General features: G+C 70.7%; 16 protein-coding genes. 5 read left to right on the top strand and 11 right to left on the bottom strand.

Features of this window, described 5'->3' with window-relative positions:
* Positions 1-40: 40 nt before the first annotated feature.
* Both WQO_RS28745 and WQO_RS28740 read left to right on the top strand, forming a co-directional pair.
* Positions 41-679 (top strand): TIGR03086 family metal-binding protein, encoded by a 639-nt coding sequence (locus WQO_RS28745; protein WP_058954130.1) that lies wholly within the window; start codon positions 41-43, stop codon positions 677-679.
* Positions 680-835: 156 nt separating this feature from the next.
* The gene (locus WQO_RS28740) at positions 836-1213 is read left to right on the top strand and encodes a VOC family protein (RefSeq protein WP_010064243.1); all 378 of its coding nucleotides are present in this window, start codon (positions 836-838) and stop codon (positions 1211-1213) included.
* Positions 1214-1249: 36 nt separating this feature from the next.
* Here WQO_RS28740 and WQO_RS28735 read toward each other — a convergent pair whose 3' ends face one another.
* From WQO_RS28735 to WQO_RS28685, 11 genes are all read right to left on the bottom strand, one after another.
* Positions 1250-1933 carry an alpha/beta fold hydrolase gene (locus WQO_RS28735; protein ID WP_032749323.1) on the bottom strand — a complete coding sequence of 228 codons (684 nt, stop codon included), beginning with the start codon at positions 1931-1933 and terminating at the stop codon, positions 1250-1252.
* Positions 1934-2054: 121 nt separating this feature from the next.
* On the bottom strand, positions 2055-3467 hold the full coding sequence (locus tag WQO_RS28730; RefSeq protein WP_010064245.1) for a nucleobase:cation symporter-2 family protein: 1413 nt from the start codon (positions 3465-3467) through the stop codon (positions 2055-2057).
* A gap of 338 nt (positions 3468-3805) precedes the next feature.
* The gene (locus WQO_RS28725; protein WP_010064246.1) at positions 3806-5194 is read right to left on the bottom strand and encodes an 8-oxoguanine deaminase; all 1389 of its coding nucleotides are present in this window, start codon (positions 5192-5194) and stop codon (positions 3806-3808) included.
* A gap of 45 nt (positions 5195-5239) precedes the next feature.
* Complete coding sequence (locus WQO_RS28720) at positions 5240-6643, bottom strand: nucleobase:cation symporter-2 family protein (protein WP_029182713.1); 1404 nt, start codon at positions 6641-6643, stop codon at positions 5240-5242.
* A 68-nt stretch (positions 6644-6711) separates the two neighbouring features.
* Entirely contained in the window at positions 6712-7635 is a 924-nt protein-coding gene (pucL, locus tag WQO_RS28715; protein WP_010064248.1) for a factor-independent urate hydroxylase, read from the bottom strand.
* A gap of 7 nt (positions 7636-7642) precedes the next feature.
* Positions 7643-8032 carry a hydroxyisourate hydrolase gene (gene uraH / locus WQO_RS28710; protein WP_010064250.1) on the bottom strand — a complete coding sequence of 130 codons (390 nt, stop codon included), beginning with the start codon at positions 8030-8032 and terminating at the stop codon, positions 7643-7645.
* 20 nt (positions 8033-8052) lie between these two features.
* Entirely contained in the window at positions 8053-8589 is a 537-nt protein-coding gene (gene uraD, locus WQO_RS28705) for a 2-oxo-4-hydroxy-4-carboxy-5-ureidoimidazoline decarboxylase (RefSeq protein ID WP_010064251.1), read from the bottom strand.
* A gap of 164 nt (positions 8590-8753) precedes the next feature.
* A complete protein-coding gene (locus WQO_RS28700) occupies positions 8754-9152 on the bottom strand; it encodes a helix-turn-helix domain-containing protein (protein WP_010064252.1) in 399 nt (132 codons plus the stop codon).
* Positions 9149-9400 carry a YkoF family thiamine-binding protein gene (locus WQO_RS28695; protein ID WP_006128581.1) on the bottom strand — a complete coding sequence of 84 codons (252 nt, stop codon included), beginning with the start codon at positions 9398-9400 and terminating at the stop codon, positions 9149-9151. Before WQO_RS28695 ends, WQO_RS28700 begins: the two co-directional genes overlap by 4 nt.
* Before the next feature lie 110 nt (positions 9401-9510).
* Positions 9511-10731 (bottom strand): lactonase family protein, encoded by a 1221-nt coding sequence (locus WQO_RS28690; protein ID WP_193407244.1) that lies wholly within the window; start codon positions 10729-10731, stop codon positions 9511-9513.
* Between the two features lie 124 nt (positions 10732-10855).
* Positions 10856-11695, bottom strand: coding sequence for a GntR family transcriptional regulator (locus WQO_RS28685; protein ID WP_010064255.1), 840 nt, complete (start codon positions 11693-11695; stop codon positions 10856-10858).
* Between the two features lie 298 nt (positions 11696-11993).
* Between WQO_RS28685 and WQO_RS28680 the strand changes: the two genes are divergently transcribed.
* The 3 genes from WQO_RS28680 to WQO_RS28670 are packed head-to-tail and all read left to right on the top strand — an operon-like array spanning position 11994 to position 15139.
* The gene (locus WQO_RS28680; RefSeq protein WP_029182714.1) at positions 11994-13262 is read left to right on the top strand and encodes an extracellular solute-binding protein; all 1269 of its coding nucleotides are present in this window, start codon (positions 11994-11996) and stop codon (positions 13260-13262) included.
* Between the two features lie 42 nt (positions 13263-13304).
* Positions 13305-14297: a carbohydrate ABC transporter permease gene (locus WQO_RS28675; RefSeq protein WP_010064259.1), complete on the top strand. Its 993-nt coding sequence runs from the start codon at positions 13305-13307 to the stop codon at positions 14295-14297.
* On the top strand, positions 14294-15139 hold the full coding sequence (locus WQO_RS28670; protein WP_010064260.1) for a carbohydrate ABC transporter permease: 846 nt from the start codon (positions 14294-14296) through the stop codon (positions 15137-15139). Before WQO_RS28675 ends, WQO_RS28670 begins: the two co-directional genes overlap by 4 nt.
* The last annotated feature ends 39 nt before the right edge of the window (positions 15140-15178 follow it).

Below are 15178 nucleotides of genomic sequence, written 5' to 3'. Positions count from 1 at the left end.
TCGACCGATGAGTTTCCGGTGGTGGAGGTGTCTTCTCTGTATGGACACGCATGAGACCCCCGCGCCTGCCGCACATGAGACCGCCCCGTCGGCCGCCGGCCTGCCCGACCTGGAACCGGCCGCCCGGCGGATCACCGAACTGCTCGGAACGGTCGGCGACGGCGCGCTGGACGGCCCCACCCCCTGCCCCGACTACGCCGTACGGGAACTGCTCGGCCATCTCACCGGGCTGGCCACCGCCTTCCGCGACGCCGCCCGCAAGGACCTCGGGCCGAGCACGGCCACCTCCCCCGACGCGGCCCTCCCCGTCCTCGACGACGACTGGCGCGAGGTGCTGCCCCGGCGGCTGGAGGAGGTGGCGGCGGCCTGGCGCTCGCCCGACGCCTGGACGGGCATGACCCGGGCGGGCGGGATCGAACTGCCCGGCGAGGTGGCCGGGGCCGTCGCGCTCAACGAACTCGTGATCCACGGCTGGGACCTGGCCCGCTCGACCGGCCGGCCGTACGGGGCGGGCGAGGACGAGCTGCGGTCCTGCGAGGTGCTGCTCGCCCCGGACGAGGACGACCCGGACCGCGGAGGCATCTTCGCGCCACCCGTCCCGGTGCCGGCCGACGCCCCGCTGCTGGACCGGGTGATCGCGCTCAGCGGCCGGCGTCCGGACTGGCGGCCGGGCGGCTGAGACCAGCCGCCGCCACGCGGACCGGGGGGCGCCGCTCGGTTTCGTCCAGGTGCCTCTCTCACCGAAAAGTGCCTTCTTCCCCGTGAAGGACCTGCCCGCCTACGGTTTCCAGGGCACGGGACAGCACACGGGAAAGACCGCTGGGAGCGCCCCCTCATGACCATCCTCAAAACCTACGCACGCCTCTGGGCCGACGACCTCGACCAGGCACTGCCGCTGCTGGAGGAACTGACCGGCGAGCAGCCCCATCTGCGCACGGCCTTCGAGGAGATCGCCCTCGCCGCCATCGGGAACTTCCTGGTCATCGCGGGCCCGGCCGAGGAGCGCGCGCGGTACGCCCACGCCTCCGCGACGGTCGTCGTCGACGACCTGGGCGCTCTGCAGGCCACCCTGAAGCGCGCCGACGCCACGATCACCACTCCGGAGACCGCCGGGCCGACGGGGCGGTTCCTCTACGCCCGGCACGCCGACGGAGCGGAGATCGAGTACGTCGAGTGGACGCCGGAACTGGTCCGCCGGATCATCCGCCCCTGACCCGCCGCCGCGCGCACCCGGGCGGGGCCGAGCCACTCAGCTGGTGAAGAACTCCGTGATGTGCGCCGCCACCTGGTCCGCCCGGGTCTCGTGCATCCGGTGGCCGCCCGGGACCGTGATCAGACGGCAGTCCGGGACGAGGGCGGCCACGTCCGCCTGGCGGTGCTGTTCCATCTCGCTCTCCGGGCCCCCGGTGATGATCAGCGTCGGGGAGACGATGTCGCCGAGGTGCTCGGCCGCGTCCGGGCCGGGATCGGCGAGCTGGTCGTGGACGGCGGGGACCGCGTTCTCGTCGTAGTCCACCGGGCCCTCGGCACGGCCGGCCGGGCCCGGGTCGCCGGGGAACGGTGCCGGGGTCTCCACCAGCACCAGCCGCTCCACCCGGTCGGAGTGCTCCTGGGCCACCAGCCGGGCGACGACGCCGCCCATACCGTGGCCGACGAGGCCGACGCGGTCCAGCTCCAGTTCGTCGAGGAAGCCCACGACGTCCTCGGCCATCAGCTCCAGGTCGTAGTCGTCGGGCCAGTCGCTCTCGCCGTGGCCCCGCAGGTCCAGGGCGTAGACCCGCCACTCCTGGCCCAGCAGGGTGCCGGCCGCCTCCCAGTTCGCGGCCGAACCGCCGAGGCCGTGCAGCAGCACGACGGGCGAGCCGAACGCGTCGCCCCAGGCCCGGTACGCGAGGCGCACATCGCCGACATCCACAACAGACTGATCTTCCATGCCCCCGACGCTACCGCCGACCGGCGGCGGGCCGTGCCACGGCCCCCGGACGCGCGCCGGCCCGGCGGGACCGTGCGGGGTCCCACCGGGCCGCTGTCACGAGGCGGACATCCCCCAGGGATCAGTGGACGCCCACCCCGGCGGCCGCCGGCACCACGTGTTCGCCGGGCTGCTGCTCCTCGTCCGCCGCGTCCGGCTTGCGGCCGAAGTGGTTGAAGGCGAGGTTCAGCACGATCGCCACCACGCAGCCGGTGGAGATGCCCGAGTCGAGGACGACCAGCAGGCTCTCCGGGAAGGCGTGGTAGAACTGCGGCGCCGCGATCGGGATCAGGCCGATACCGAGGGCCGCCGCCACGATCAGCGCGTTCTCGCCCTTCTCCATGGCAGCGGTCGCGAGGGTCTGGATGCCGCTGGCCGCGACCGTACCGAAGAGGACGATGCCCGCGCCGCCGAGCACCGGCAGCGGTACGAGGGCGATGACCGAGGCCGCGACGGGGACCAGGCCGAGGACGATGAGGATGCCGCCGCCCGCCGCGACGACGAAGCGGCTGCGGATCTTCGTCATGGCGACGAGGCCGACGTTCTGCGCGAAGGCGCTGCACATGAAGCCGTTGAAGAGCGGGCTGATGGCGCTGCCGAGCGTGTCGGCGCGCAGACCGCCCTCGATGATCTTCTCGTCCGCCGGGCGGCCGACGATCTTGCCGAGGGCCAGCATGTCGGCCGTGGACTCGGTCATGCAGACGAGCATCACGATGCACATGGAGATGATGGCCGCGATCTCGAACTGCGGGGCGCCGAAGGCGAACGGGGTCGGGAAGCCCACCACGTCGGCTTCCTTGATGGCGCCGAAGTCGGTGATACCGGCGGGGATGGCGATGAGCGTGCCGATGACCAGGCCGAGCAGGATCGCGATCTGCTGGAGGAAGCCGCGCAGCAGCTTGCGCAGGGCCAGCACGATGACCAGGGTCACCGCGGCCATGGTGATGTTGGTCATCGAACCGTAGTCGTCGGCCGTGGCGTTGCCGCCCTGGGACCAGTTGAAGGCGACCGGGAGGAGCGAGACGCCGATCAGGGTGATCACGGTGCCGGTGACGACCGGCGGGAAGAAGCGCACCAGTTTGCAGAAGTACGGGGCGAGGACGAAGCCCAGAAGACTCGCGACGATGATCGCGCCGAAGATCACGGCTATCCCGTCGTGGCCCCGGTCCTTGCCTATCGCGATCATCGGGGCGACCCCGGCGAACGAGACGCCGTTGACGAAGGGCAGCCGGGCGCCGACCTTCCAGAAGCCGATGGTCTGGAGCAGGGTGGCGATGCCCGCGGTGAACAGGCTCGCCCCCATCAGGAAGGCGGTCTCCTTGGCGGTGAGGCCGACGGCCGGCCCCACGATGAGCGGCGGGGCCACCACGCCCGCGTACATGGCGGCCACGTGCTGGAGGCCGCTGGTGAACATCTTCAGTGGGGGGAGGGTTTCGTCGACCGGATGTTTCCGGCCGTCACCCGCTTCTGCTTCCGTGACGGCGTCGTCCGTCACGTCGGGGGAGGCTGCGTCTGCGTCTTTGCGAAACCTGGGCTTAGCGGCCACGGCGGTTCCTCCGGTCGGTTACACGTCGTCGGCGACGTGGGGGTCAAGGAGGTGGTGCGTAAGTGGTGCAGCGGTGCTTGCGGCTCTCTCAGGTGGTGCAGGTCGTGCAGAGGGGGGTGCGGAAGGGGCGCGCACGGGGGTGTGTGCGGGCAGCGTTCATCACCGGTCCGGCGGACGCGCACCATGCGTGCGTCCGCCGGACCGGCTGCCGTGGACCCCGCTCGGGCCCACGGCGGCCGGTCTCGGGCCGTCCCCCTCGACCGGCCGGTCGGGGATACCGCCGGGGGTCAGGCCCCGGCGGCGATCTGCGCGAGGCGGCGGGCCTCGTCGCGGGTGACGCGGGCGATCGCGTCCTCGTCCACCGTGGTGAGGTGGTTGCCCTCGACGACCGGCTTGCCGTCGACGAGGGAGAGGGTCACCGGGGCGGCCGCGCCGAAGATGAGCGCGGTCACCGGGTCGGCGATCGAGGAGTGGGCCAGGGTGTCCAGCTTCCACAGGACGAGGTCGGCGAGCTTGCCGGCCTCCAGGGAGCCGATCTGGTCGGCGCGGCCCAGGACCTGGGCCCCTCCGAAGGTCCCGAGGCGCAGGGCCTGACGGGCGTTCAGGGCGGCCTCGCGGTGGGCGCCGAGGCGGTTGATGAGCAGCGCGTTGCGCAGCTCGGTGTGGAGTTCGCCGGACTCGTTGGACGCGGTGCCGTCCACACCGAGGCCGACGGGTACACCGGCGGCGAGCATGTCGGGGACCCGGGCGATGCCGGCGGCGAGGCGGGCGTTGGAGGACGGGCAGTGGGCGACGCCGGTTCCCGTACGGGCGAAGGCGGCGATGTCCGAGTCGTTCATGTGGACGCAGTGGGCCATCCACACGTCGCTGCCGAGCCAGCCGGTGGACTCGAAGTACTCGGTCGGGCCCATCCCGAACAGCTCCTTGCAGAACTGCTCCTCCTCGACGGTCTCCGAGCCGTGGGTGTGCAGCCGCACACCCTTGCGGCGGGCCAGCTCGGCGCCCTGGCGCATCAGTTCGGTGGAGACCGAGAAGGGCGAGCAGGGCGCGACGGCGACCTGGGTCATCGCGTCGAAGGAGACGTCGTGGTGGGCGTCGATCGTCGCCTCGGTGGCGGCGAGCGCACCCTCCAGGGTCTCGACGGCGAAGTCCGGGGGCAGGCCGCCGTCCTTCTCGCTGCGGTCCATGGAGCCCCGGGCGAGGGTGAACCGTACGCCCATCTCACGGGCGGCCCCGATGATGGCGCCGGACAGGTCGCCGGAGCCCTTCGGGAAGACGTAGTGGTGGTCCATGGCGGTGGTGACCCCGCCGCGGGCCATCATCGCGAGCGAGCCCTGCGCGGCGGCGCGGGCCATCGGCTCGTCGATGCGCGCCCAGGTCGGGTAGAGGGCGACCAGCCAGTTGAAGAGGTTGTGGTCGGTGGCCAGGCCCCGGGTGATCCACTGGTAGAAGTGGTGGTGGGTGTTGACCAGGCCGGGGGTGGCGAGGTGCCCGGTGCCGTCGATGCGGCGGACGACACCGGTCAGGCCCTCCGGTGCCTTGCCCGCGCCGATGGACTCGATGCGGTTGTCCGCCACGACGATGTACCCGGAGGCGTATTCCGTGTCGTGGGCGTCGACGGTGGCGATCGAACAGTTCTCGATGACGATGCGCTGAGGGTCTGCCGAAGCTGCCATGGCGCTTCCTTCTTCTCTCTGTGGCGATGTGGGCACGGCAGGACCCTAGGAGGATTTGAGTGCCACAGCGTTACGGCTGTGGGTGCCGAGATGATGGAAGAACAGGTTGAGCACGACCGCGACCAGTGCTCCCGCGCTGATCCCGGAGCCGAGGACGGTCTGCGCCCAGGCCGGGAAACCGGCGTAGAAGGTGGGCGCGGCGAGCGGGATGATGCCCGCGCCGAGGGCGACGGCCACCAGGATGATGTTGGAGCTGTCGTCGAGGCCCGCCTCGGAGAGCGTACGGATGCCGCTCACGGCGATGGAGCCGAAGAGGACGATGCCGGCGCCGCCGAGGACGGGCATGGGCACGAGCGAGACGACCGCGCCGAGCACCGGGAAGGCACCGAGGATCAGCAGGGCTCCGCCCGCCGCCGCGACGACGTACCGGCTGCGGACGCGGGTCAGTGAGACGACCCCGACGTTCTGGGCGAAGGCGCTGGTGGGAAAGCCGCCGAAGACCGGACCGAGGAGGGTGGCGATGCCGTCGGTGCGCAGGCCGCGGGTGATCGTACGCCCGTCGGTGCGGCGCTCGCAGATCTCGCCGAGGGCGAGCATCCCGGCGGAGGACTCCGTCATCAGGACGAGCATGACGATGCAGAGCGAGAGGATCGCGGCGGGCTGGAACTCCGGCGCTCCGAAGGCGAAGGGGGTCGGCAGGGCGGCGAGCGGGGCGGACTTCAGCGCGGAGAAGTCGGCGAGTCCGAACGGGATCGCGGCCAGCGTGCCGACGAACATGCCCACCAGCAGAGCGACTTGCTTGAGGAAGCCGCGGCCGAAGCGCTGGACGAGCAGGATGACGACGAGGGTGAAGGCGGCCAGCGCCAGGTACTTCATGGCGCCGAAGTCGTCGGCGGTGGCGTCGCCGCCCTGCGCCCAGGCGACGGGCACGGGCATGAGGGTGACGCCGATGAGGGTGATGACCACGCCGGTGACGAGCGGGGGGAAGAAGCGCAGCAGCCGGCCGAAGAAGGGACCGACGGCCAGGCAGAACACTCCGGCGACGAGCACCGCCCCGTAGATCGCGGGGAGTTGGTGGCCCGGTGCGCTGGTCTCGGCGATGGCGAGCATCGGCGCGATCCCGGCGGAGGAGGCGGCGTTGACGAAGGGGAGCCGGTTTCCGGCGAAGGGGCCGAGGCCGATCGTCTGGAGGATGGTGGCGAGTCCGGCGATCAGGAGGCTGGCCGCGATGAGCCGGGTCATGCCGGCGGTGTCCAGGCCGACGGCCTGGCCGATGATGAGCGGAGGGGTGACGACGCCCGCGTACATGGCGGCGATGTGCTGGAGCGCGGCGGGGACGAGCCGCGCGGGGGGAAGCTTTTCGTCGACCGGGTGAACCGCCGAGTCGACGAGGGTTTTCGAGGGGTCTTTGCCTGGGCTTTCGGCCGGCCCCGTTGCAGGCTGTGCCATGGGTGTTCCCTCCGGGATGACCGGCCGCCGCCCGTCTGCGGGCGGACGGCGGCCGGTTCAGTGCCGCGTCAGAGGTTGGTCATGTCGACCGGGATCTTCGGCTCGACGCCGTCCCGGAGCACGGTGGCCTCGATCAGACCGTAGGGACGGTCCGCCGCGAAGTAGACCTCGTTGTCGTTCTTGAGGCCGAACGGTTCGAGGTCCACCAGGAAGTGGTGGTTGTTCGGCAGCGAGAAGCGGATCTCGTCGATCTCGCTGCGGCTGTTGATGATGCGCGAACCCATTTGGTAGAGGGTCTGCTGGAGCGAGAGGGAGTACGTCTCGGCGAAGGCGTGGAGCATGTGCTTGCGCGCCTGCTCGTAGGACTTCTCCCAGTTCGGCATGCGCTGCTCGTCGCTGGTCCAGTTGTAGCGCCAGCGGGCCGAGACGTCCGTCGCGAGGATGCGGTCGTACGCCTCCTTGAGCGTCGTGTACTTGTCCTTGACGTAGCCCCAGAACTCGGAGTTGGTCGAGTTCATCACCGTCAGGTCCTTGAGGCCCGAGATGACCTCCCAGTTCTCACCGTCGTAGGTGATCTGGGAGACGCGGGTCTCCATGCCCTTGCGGGCGAAGGAGTGCCTGACCTCGTCGGCGCCGATGAACTTGGAGTTGCCGTCGGAGGTCGCGATGCGCTCCCAGCTGTACTCCTCGATCCGGATCCGGGCGCGGTGGATCGGCTCCTGCGAGGAGACGAAGTGCCGGGCGAGGTGGATGCCGAACTGCTCGGCGGACTCGATCCCGTGCTCCTTGGCGAACGCGAACACCGTGTTCTTGGTGGTGTCGGTCGGCAGGACGTTGGCGTTGGAGCCGGAGTAGTGCACGTCGTCCATGTCGCCGGAGAGGGCGACAGAGACGTTCAGGTCCTTGATGTGGTGGGTGTCGCCGTCCCGCGTGATCTTGACGACGCGGTTCTCTGCTTTGCCGTACTGGTTCTGGCCGAGAATCGTGGGCATGTCGGTGCTAGCTCCCTCGGTAAACGGAGTAGCCGAACGGGTTGAGCAGCAGCGGTACGTGGTAGTGCTCGCCCGGAGAGACCGCGAACGCGATGGTCACCTCGGGGAAAAACGCACCGCTGTCCCTTACGCGGGGGGCGTCCTGCTGCGCCTCGGCTTGCTTCTTGGAAAAGTACGTCTCGGTGTCGAATGCGAGACGCACATGGGTGGTGCCCTCCGGCAGCGCCGGCAGGTCCTTGCAACGCCCGTCCGCATCGGTCGCGGACGCTCCGAGCGTCACGTACGGCGCGTCGCTTCCGCTGCGGGCGGCGAGCGAGACGGCGACGGACGCGGCGGGGCGGCCGATGCTGGTGTCCAGGATGTGGGTGGACACCGATGCGGTCGTGTCGGTACTCAAGACCGTCACTCTCCTAGATCTCAAGAGTCCTGTGCGGGGGCGTCCTCTGCGAGGGCCTCCGTCACGAGACGGGTCAGCCGGATGCGGTTGATCTTGCCCAGTTCGGTGCGCACGATCTCCTGCTCCTGCTCGGGCGAGTTCCCGATCCGGGACTTCACCGCGTCGCGCATCTGCTCACCGGTGGCGCCGGTGGCGCAGATCAGGAAGACATGTCCGAACCGCTCCTGGTAGGCCAGGTTCAGTTCGAGCATCTCGGTCTTGAGCTCCTCGGAGGCGCCGGCCATCCCCCGCTGCTCGCGGGAGGAGGTCGGGTCGCCGGGCTTCGGGCGGCCGATCGGCGGGTGGCCGGCCATCGCTTCGGCCAGATCCTCCGCGGTGAGCGTCGCCATCGCGGCGTCGCTCGCGGAGAGCAGGGCTTCTTCGGTGGCGTACGGACGCCCGGCGAGGATCGCGTTTCCCCAGGTCGCACTGGCACACACCTCGTGCAGTGCGGGGGTGGCCTCGCCGTCCGCCAGGGTGTTGAACCGGGCCAGGCCCGGTGTGGAGCTCGAAGTCACGGGAGCCTCCGTGGCTGTTTTTCGCTGTGCGTTGTTCGGGCTGCGGATAGCTAACGCCCTCCGCAACACGACGTCAACACTTTGTTGAAATCTCGCGAACGAAGAAAGCCGCCGTCCCGGCATGCGGACGGCGGCTTTCCTGTGTGTTCGGCGGGTTCGGCCAACTACTCACCCTTGGCCGAATGTTCCCGGTTCAGATAGTTGTACACGGTGAACCGGGATACGCCCAGGGCGCCGGCCACGGTCTCCACGCCGTGCCGTACGGAGAAGGCACCGCGTGCCTCCAGGGTCCGGACGACGCTCTGCTTGGCCTTGCGGTCCAGGTCGGAGAGCGGCATCCCGTGCCGTCGCTCCATCGCGGCGAGGATGTGGTCCAGCGAGTCGGAGAGCTGGGGCAGGCGTACGGCTATGACGTCCTGGCCCTCCCAGGCGAGCACCACATCGTCCGGCTGGGCCTGCTCGGGGCCCAGCAGCTCGGCGCCCATCGCGTCGACGAGCGGCTTGACGGCCGATACGAAGGGGTGGTCGACGGTGACCGGAACGTTATCGGCGGATTCGGTCACCGGATCTCCTCCTCGATCACGTTCACCTGGAGCGAGACCCGGGTGGCGCCCGAGGCCAGGGCCTGGCGCAGCAGGGAGTCCACGGCGGTGAGCACCTCGTCCGCGCCCCCTTCCGCGGTGTTGCCGAAGGGGCCGACGTCGACGGCGTCCAGCTCGGCGCCCTGGATCACCTCCCGGGCCACCACCGCGTGGGTGGGCGCCTCGTCGAGATCGAAGGGCTCGGTGGTGAATTCCACCCTCAAGCGCACTGTGCCTCCCTGATGTCCTCGCCGCGGGTGCGGGCGCGCGGCTCGGCCACGACTGTAACCGCTGCCCGGTGCCCCGCCCCCGGTGTGCGCGGGGCCCCGTACGGCGGTGGTCACGGGAGCGGCAGGACGCAGACCGCGACCGGCGACGGGAAGGGGTCGCCGACGGCGGTGAGGGAGCCGTCGGGGCCGACGCCGAAGACGGTGACGGTGGAGGAGCGCTGGTTGGCGGCGAAGAGCAGGGTGCTGTCCGGGGACAGGGCGAGCTGCCGGGGCCAGTCGCCGCCGACGGGCACGGCGTCCAGCAGCCGGAGGGCCGCCCCGTCGTTTTCCACGGCGTAACGGGTGAGGCTGTTGGGGCCCCGGTTGGCGAGGTAGACGTACGCCCCGTCGCCGGTGACGACCGGCTGGGCGGGGTAGCTGGTGCCGGATCCCGTGCCGGTGGACTGACCCCGCCCCGGGGTGAGGGCTCCGGTGGCGGGGTCGTACGCGCAGACGACCAGGGTGTTGTCCAGCTCGCAGGCCAGGTAGGCGAAGCGCCCGCCGGGGTGGAAGGCCAGGTGGCGGGGGCCGGAGCCGGGCGCCAGAGCGGCGCGGGAGACCTCGGTGAGCGTCCCGGCGGACTCGTCGAGTGCGTACGTGTACACGGTGTCGGTGCCCAGGTCGACGGCGAGGACATGGCCTCCGTCGGGGTCCGTGACGATCTGGTGGGCGTGCGGTCCGCCCTGGCCGGGTCCGGGCGGCGGCGAGCTATGGGTGACCAGGTCGGTGCGCTCGCCCAGCGAGCCGTCCCCGGCGATCGGGTGCACGGCGACGCTGCCGGAGCCGTAGTTCGCGCTCAGCAGCCAGCGCCCGGACGGGTGGACGGAGAGGTGGGTGGTCCCGGAACCGCCGGTGGAGCGGCTGCCGAGCACCTCGTACGCCCCGTCCGGCGCGCGTCCCACGGCGGTGACCGCGCCGGCTTCCTGCTCGGCGACTGCGTAGACGGTGGAGCCGGAGGGGTGGAGGGCCAGGTAGGAGGGGTTGTCGACGCCGGTGATCACGGGGCCCGGAGTGATCGCACTGGTGGCCGTGTCGTACGCGGCGGTGCCGATGCCGGTGCCGCCTCCCGCCTCGGAGGTGTACGTGCCGAGGAGCAGCGGGCGGGCGGCGCGCGGGGCGGGCGCGGGGGCCGGGCGGGCTACGGCGCGGGCGGGGGTGGCGAGGGCGGGCCCCGCGGCTGCCAGGGCGGCGGTGGCCAGCAGGCCGCCGAGGAAGCCCCGGCGACCGGGAAGGGCGGGGAGGGCGGGCGCGGGGCGTTCGGGGCCGGAGGACGGGTGGGGGGACGGCTTCATGCGAGGCACCTCGGGTGGGGGTCGGCTGCTTCGGATGCGTCCGCCACCCTGGCCCGCCGAAGCCCGCACGGCAAGAGGCGCAACATGAGTTGCATCCTCTGCAACGCCGGGAGGTGACGGGCGATCAGCCTGCCGCCTGGATGTCCCCCCTGGTCGACGAGGCGATGGGGTCGCCGTGGGCGAAGTCGCCGGGCGGGATACCCGGGTGGTGCCCCTCCAGGTCGGGGGCCACCTCGGCCGCCGGGCCGAGCGCGAGCCGGGAGACGATCCGGTAGCGGTCGCCCCGGTAGAGCGAGTGGACGTACTCCACCGGCCGGCCCGTGGTGTCGGACGTCAGCCGCTCGAAGAGCAGCGCCGGGGACAGCTCCGGGACGTCGAGCAGTCCGGCCTCGGCGCGGGTGACGACGGTGGGTTCGATCGCCTGCACCGCCTCGTGGACGTGCACGCCGTGGGTGGCGCGCAGATGCTCGTACAGATCGCCGCTCTCCAGCTCCTGCGCGCTGAGCCCCGGCACCAGCTCCGCCCGGATGTGCAGGTGCTCGATGGCCATCGGCGCACCGTCGACCAGCCGCAGCCGCGCCACGTAGACGATCTCGGCGGCCGGTGACATGCGCAGCTTGCGGCCGACGCGGGCCCCCGCCTGGAGCGTGGTGAACTCCAGCAGCCGGCTCGACCAGGCGCCCGCCGCCTGCGGCACGCTGAGCGCGCGGTCCCCGGAGACCAGCTCCTGGGTGATCTTGGCGGGGGCGACGAACATGCCCCGGCCGTGCTCGCGCACCAGGAGCCCGGCGGCGACCAGCTCGTCGACCGCCGCGCGCACCGTGGGCCGGGAGACGCCGAGCAGGGCGCACAGGGCGCGCTCCGAGGGGATGGCGTCCCCGGGGCTGCGCGACTCGATCAGCTCCAGTACGGCATCGCGGGTCCGCTCCCGTTTGAGCACCGTCCCCGGCACATCCGTGTCCATGGTCTCCCCTCCCGACGACCGGCATTTTCCTTACCAGTTGACCATCCCGCCACCCCAACTGGCCTGCTGGTCAGGTGAAGTGTAGCGCTTGCCACGGCAGGATCAGATGCCTGCGTTACGGCGAGATCACCAATTCCCCGTTGTACGCGAGGGGTTGACGACCCCATTGGTCTATGCCACCTTCATCCACCACCGACAGGCGAGCTGTCCAGTGAGGCTCACTGGTCAGGTGGTCAGGCCTCGTCAGGTCCGTCCGATCCGCTCTGCTTCCCGATCCGTATCGCTTCCGAGGTGAACCGTGAAGTACCGCTTGCTCGCCGGTGGGTCCGTGCTTGCCCTGACCGCCGCGCTCAGTGCCTGTAGTTCGTCGTCCGGACCGGACTCCGCGAACGGGGACGGCCGGACGACGGTGGATGTGTGGCTGATGCGCGACAGTGTCTCGGCGCAGTTCCAGAAGGAGTTCACCGCGGACTTCGAGAAACGCCACCCGACGATCGACGTGAAGATCCAGATCCAGGAGTGGGACGGGATCGGCCAGAAGATCACAGCCGCCCTGGCCAGCAACGACGCCCCGGACGTCATCGAGGCGGGCAACACCCAGGTGGCCCAGTTCGCGGAGAGCGGCGGACTGCTCGACCTGAGCGACCGGAAGGACGAGCTGAACGGCGAGGACTGGCTGAGCGGCCTGGCCGAGCCGGGCTCGTACGGGGGCAAGCAGTACGGCATCCCGTACTACGCGGCGAACCGGGTGGTCATCTACCGCACCGACCTGTTCGAGAAGGCGGGCGTCGACGCGGCCGGGATCACGACCCGCGAGCAGTGGATCGACGCCACGACGAAGCTCAACAAGGGCGGCACGCAGGGCATCTACCTGCCGGGACAGATGTGGTACGCGCTGGCCGGGTTCATCTGGGACGAGGGCGGCGACCTCGCAGCCGAGTCCGGCGGGAAGTGGTCCGGCGCGCTCGACACCCCCGAGGCGCTGCGCGGCATGGCGTTCTACGAGGAGCTCCAGGCGCTCGGCAAGGGCCCCAAGGACTCCGACGAGGACGATCCGCCGCAGGCCGAGGTGATGGCGCAGGGCCAGGTGGCCCAGGTCATCTCCACTCCGGGCGGGGCCAACGTCATCGCGGAGAACAACCCCGAACTCAAGGGCAAGCTCGCCTTCTTCCCGATCCCGGGCAAGTCGGCGGACACCCCGGGCGCGGTCTTCACCGGCGGCTCCGACCTGGTCGTGCCGGCCGCCGCGGCCCACCCCGACGAGGCGGTCACCTTCATCAAGGAGCTGACCGGGGACACCTGGCAGAAGAAGCTCGCCGTCGCCATGAGCTACGTACCGAACCGGACCTCGCTGGCCTCCGCCGTGGCCGACGATCCGGGGGCCGCCGCGATGGCGGTCGGCGCGGCCAACGGGCACGCCACACCCAACACCCCGGGCTGGGCGGCGGTCGAGGCGGAGAACCCGATCAAGGACTACATGACGGCGGTGCTCACCGGAGGCGATCCGGCGAAGGAGGCCGCGAAGGCCTCGCAGGACATCACCCGGGCCATGAACGCCGGTTCCTGACCCCGATCCGCCCTCTCCCCGCTTCGAGAAAGGAGGCGTGCCGTGCCGGTCGTCGACCAGCGGACCGTACCCAGCGCCCCCCGGCGACGCCCGGCCCCGCGCCTCGCCGTGCGCACGTCCCCGCCCCGCCGCGGGGGAACGGGCAGGGCCAGGAACCTCTGGCCGTACGCCCTGGTCGCCCCCGCGGTCGGCGGCATGCTCTATCTGCTGGTCTACCCGCTGGTGCGGGCCGTCCTGATCTCGTTCCAGGACTTCCGGCTGCGCCAACTGATCGCCGGTGACGGGGACTTCGTCGGCCTGCGGAACTACCGGACGCTGCTGACGGACCCGCGCTTCTGGGAGGTGGTCCGCCGCACCTTCCTCTTCATGGCGGTCAACGTCGTCCTGATCATGGTGATCGCCACCCTGGTCGCCCTGATGGTGGAGCGGCTGGGCCGGATCGGGCGGACGGTGGTGCTGTGCTCGCTCGTGCTGGCCTGGGCGATGCCGGTGGTCGCGGCGACCACCGTCTTCCAGTGGCTGTTCCACTCCGAGTTCGGCATCGTCAACTGGTCGCTGACCTCGCTCGGCCTCGACTCCTTCGACCGCTATCCGTGGTTCGCCAACGGCACAGCGGCCTTCGCGATCCTGGTCACGCTCATCGTCTGGCAGTCGGTGCCGTTCGCCGCGATCACCCTGTACTCGGCACTGACCACCGTCTCCCCCGAGCTGTACGAGTCGGCGCGGCTGGACGGGGCGGGCGCGGGGCGGATCTTCCGCTCGGTCACCTTCCCGATCCTGCGGCCGATCTTCCTGCTGGTGGTGTCGCTGGAGGTGATCTGGACGTTCAAGGCTTTCGTCCAGATCTGGGTGATGACCCGGGGCGGGCCGGGCGACGCCACGACGATCCTGCCGGTCTACGCCGTGCAGACCGCGCTCTCCAGCCAGCGCTACGACCTGGGTTCCGCAGCCTCGATGGTCACCGTGGTCCTGATGTCCGGGGTGCTCGTCCTCTACTTCCGCCAGATGCTCCGCCAGGAGGACGAGACCCGATGAACTCACCTGTCGTACGCCTTCGGCTCCGGCGCCTTCCGCTGCACATCGCCGCCGCCGTCACCGTCGTGATCTGCCTCTTCCCCGTGTACTGGATGATCTCCACGGCCTTCAAGCCGTCGAAGGACATCCAGTCGTCGGACCCGCAGCTCTTCCCGCACACCTGGACCGTCGCCCACTTCCAACGGGCCGTGGACGCCGACGGGTTCGCGCTGTTCTGGCGCAACAGCATCCTCGTGACGCTGGGGGCGGTCCTGCTGGCGCTGCTGGTGGCGCTGGGCGCGGCGTACGCCGTGGCGCGGCTGCGGTGGCGGGGCCGGCGGCAGTTCATGCTGATGATCTTCATCGCGCAGATGGCGCCCTGGGAGTCGCTGATCATCCCCGTCTACATCATCTCCCGGGACACGAACATGCTCGACCGGCTGCCGACGCTGACGCTGATCTACTTCATGATCACGCTGCCGTTCACCGTCGTGGTGCTGCGGGGCTTCATCGGGACGATCCCGCCGGAGCTGGAGGAGGCGGCGCAGGTCGACGGCTGCACCCGGACCGGGGCGTTCTGGCGGGTGGCGATGCCGCTGCTGGCCCCGGGGCTGATGGCGACCTCACTGTTCGGTTTCATCACCGCCTGGAACGAGTTCGCCTACGCCAACTTCCTGATCATCAAGCAGCAGGACAACCGGACGCTGCCGGTCTGGCTGTCCTCCTTCCAGAACACCTTCGGCACCGACTGGGGCGCCACGATGGCCGCCTCCACCCTCTTCGCGCTGCCCGCCCTGGTGATCTTCCTGCTGCTCCAGCGCCATGTCACGTCCGGCTTCGCCGCCGGTGCCGTGAAGGGCTGAGCGGCGGAGAACGCCGATCGGCCCCCCTCGCCCCCGTCC

Source organism: Streptomyces globisporus C-1027, assembly GCF_000261345.2.
Classification (GTDB): domain Bacteria; phylum Actinomycetota; class Actinomycetes; order Streptomycetales; family Streptomycetaceae; genus Streptomyces; species Streptomyces pakalii.
The sequence above is the reverse complement of the archived record's forward strand: the minus strand, read 5'-3'. Positions and strand labels throughout refer to the sequence as shown.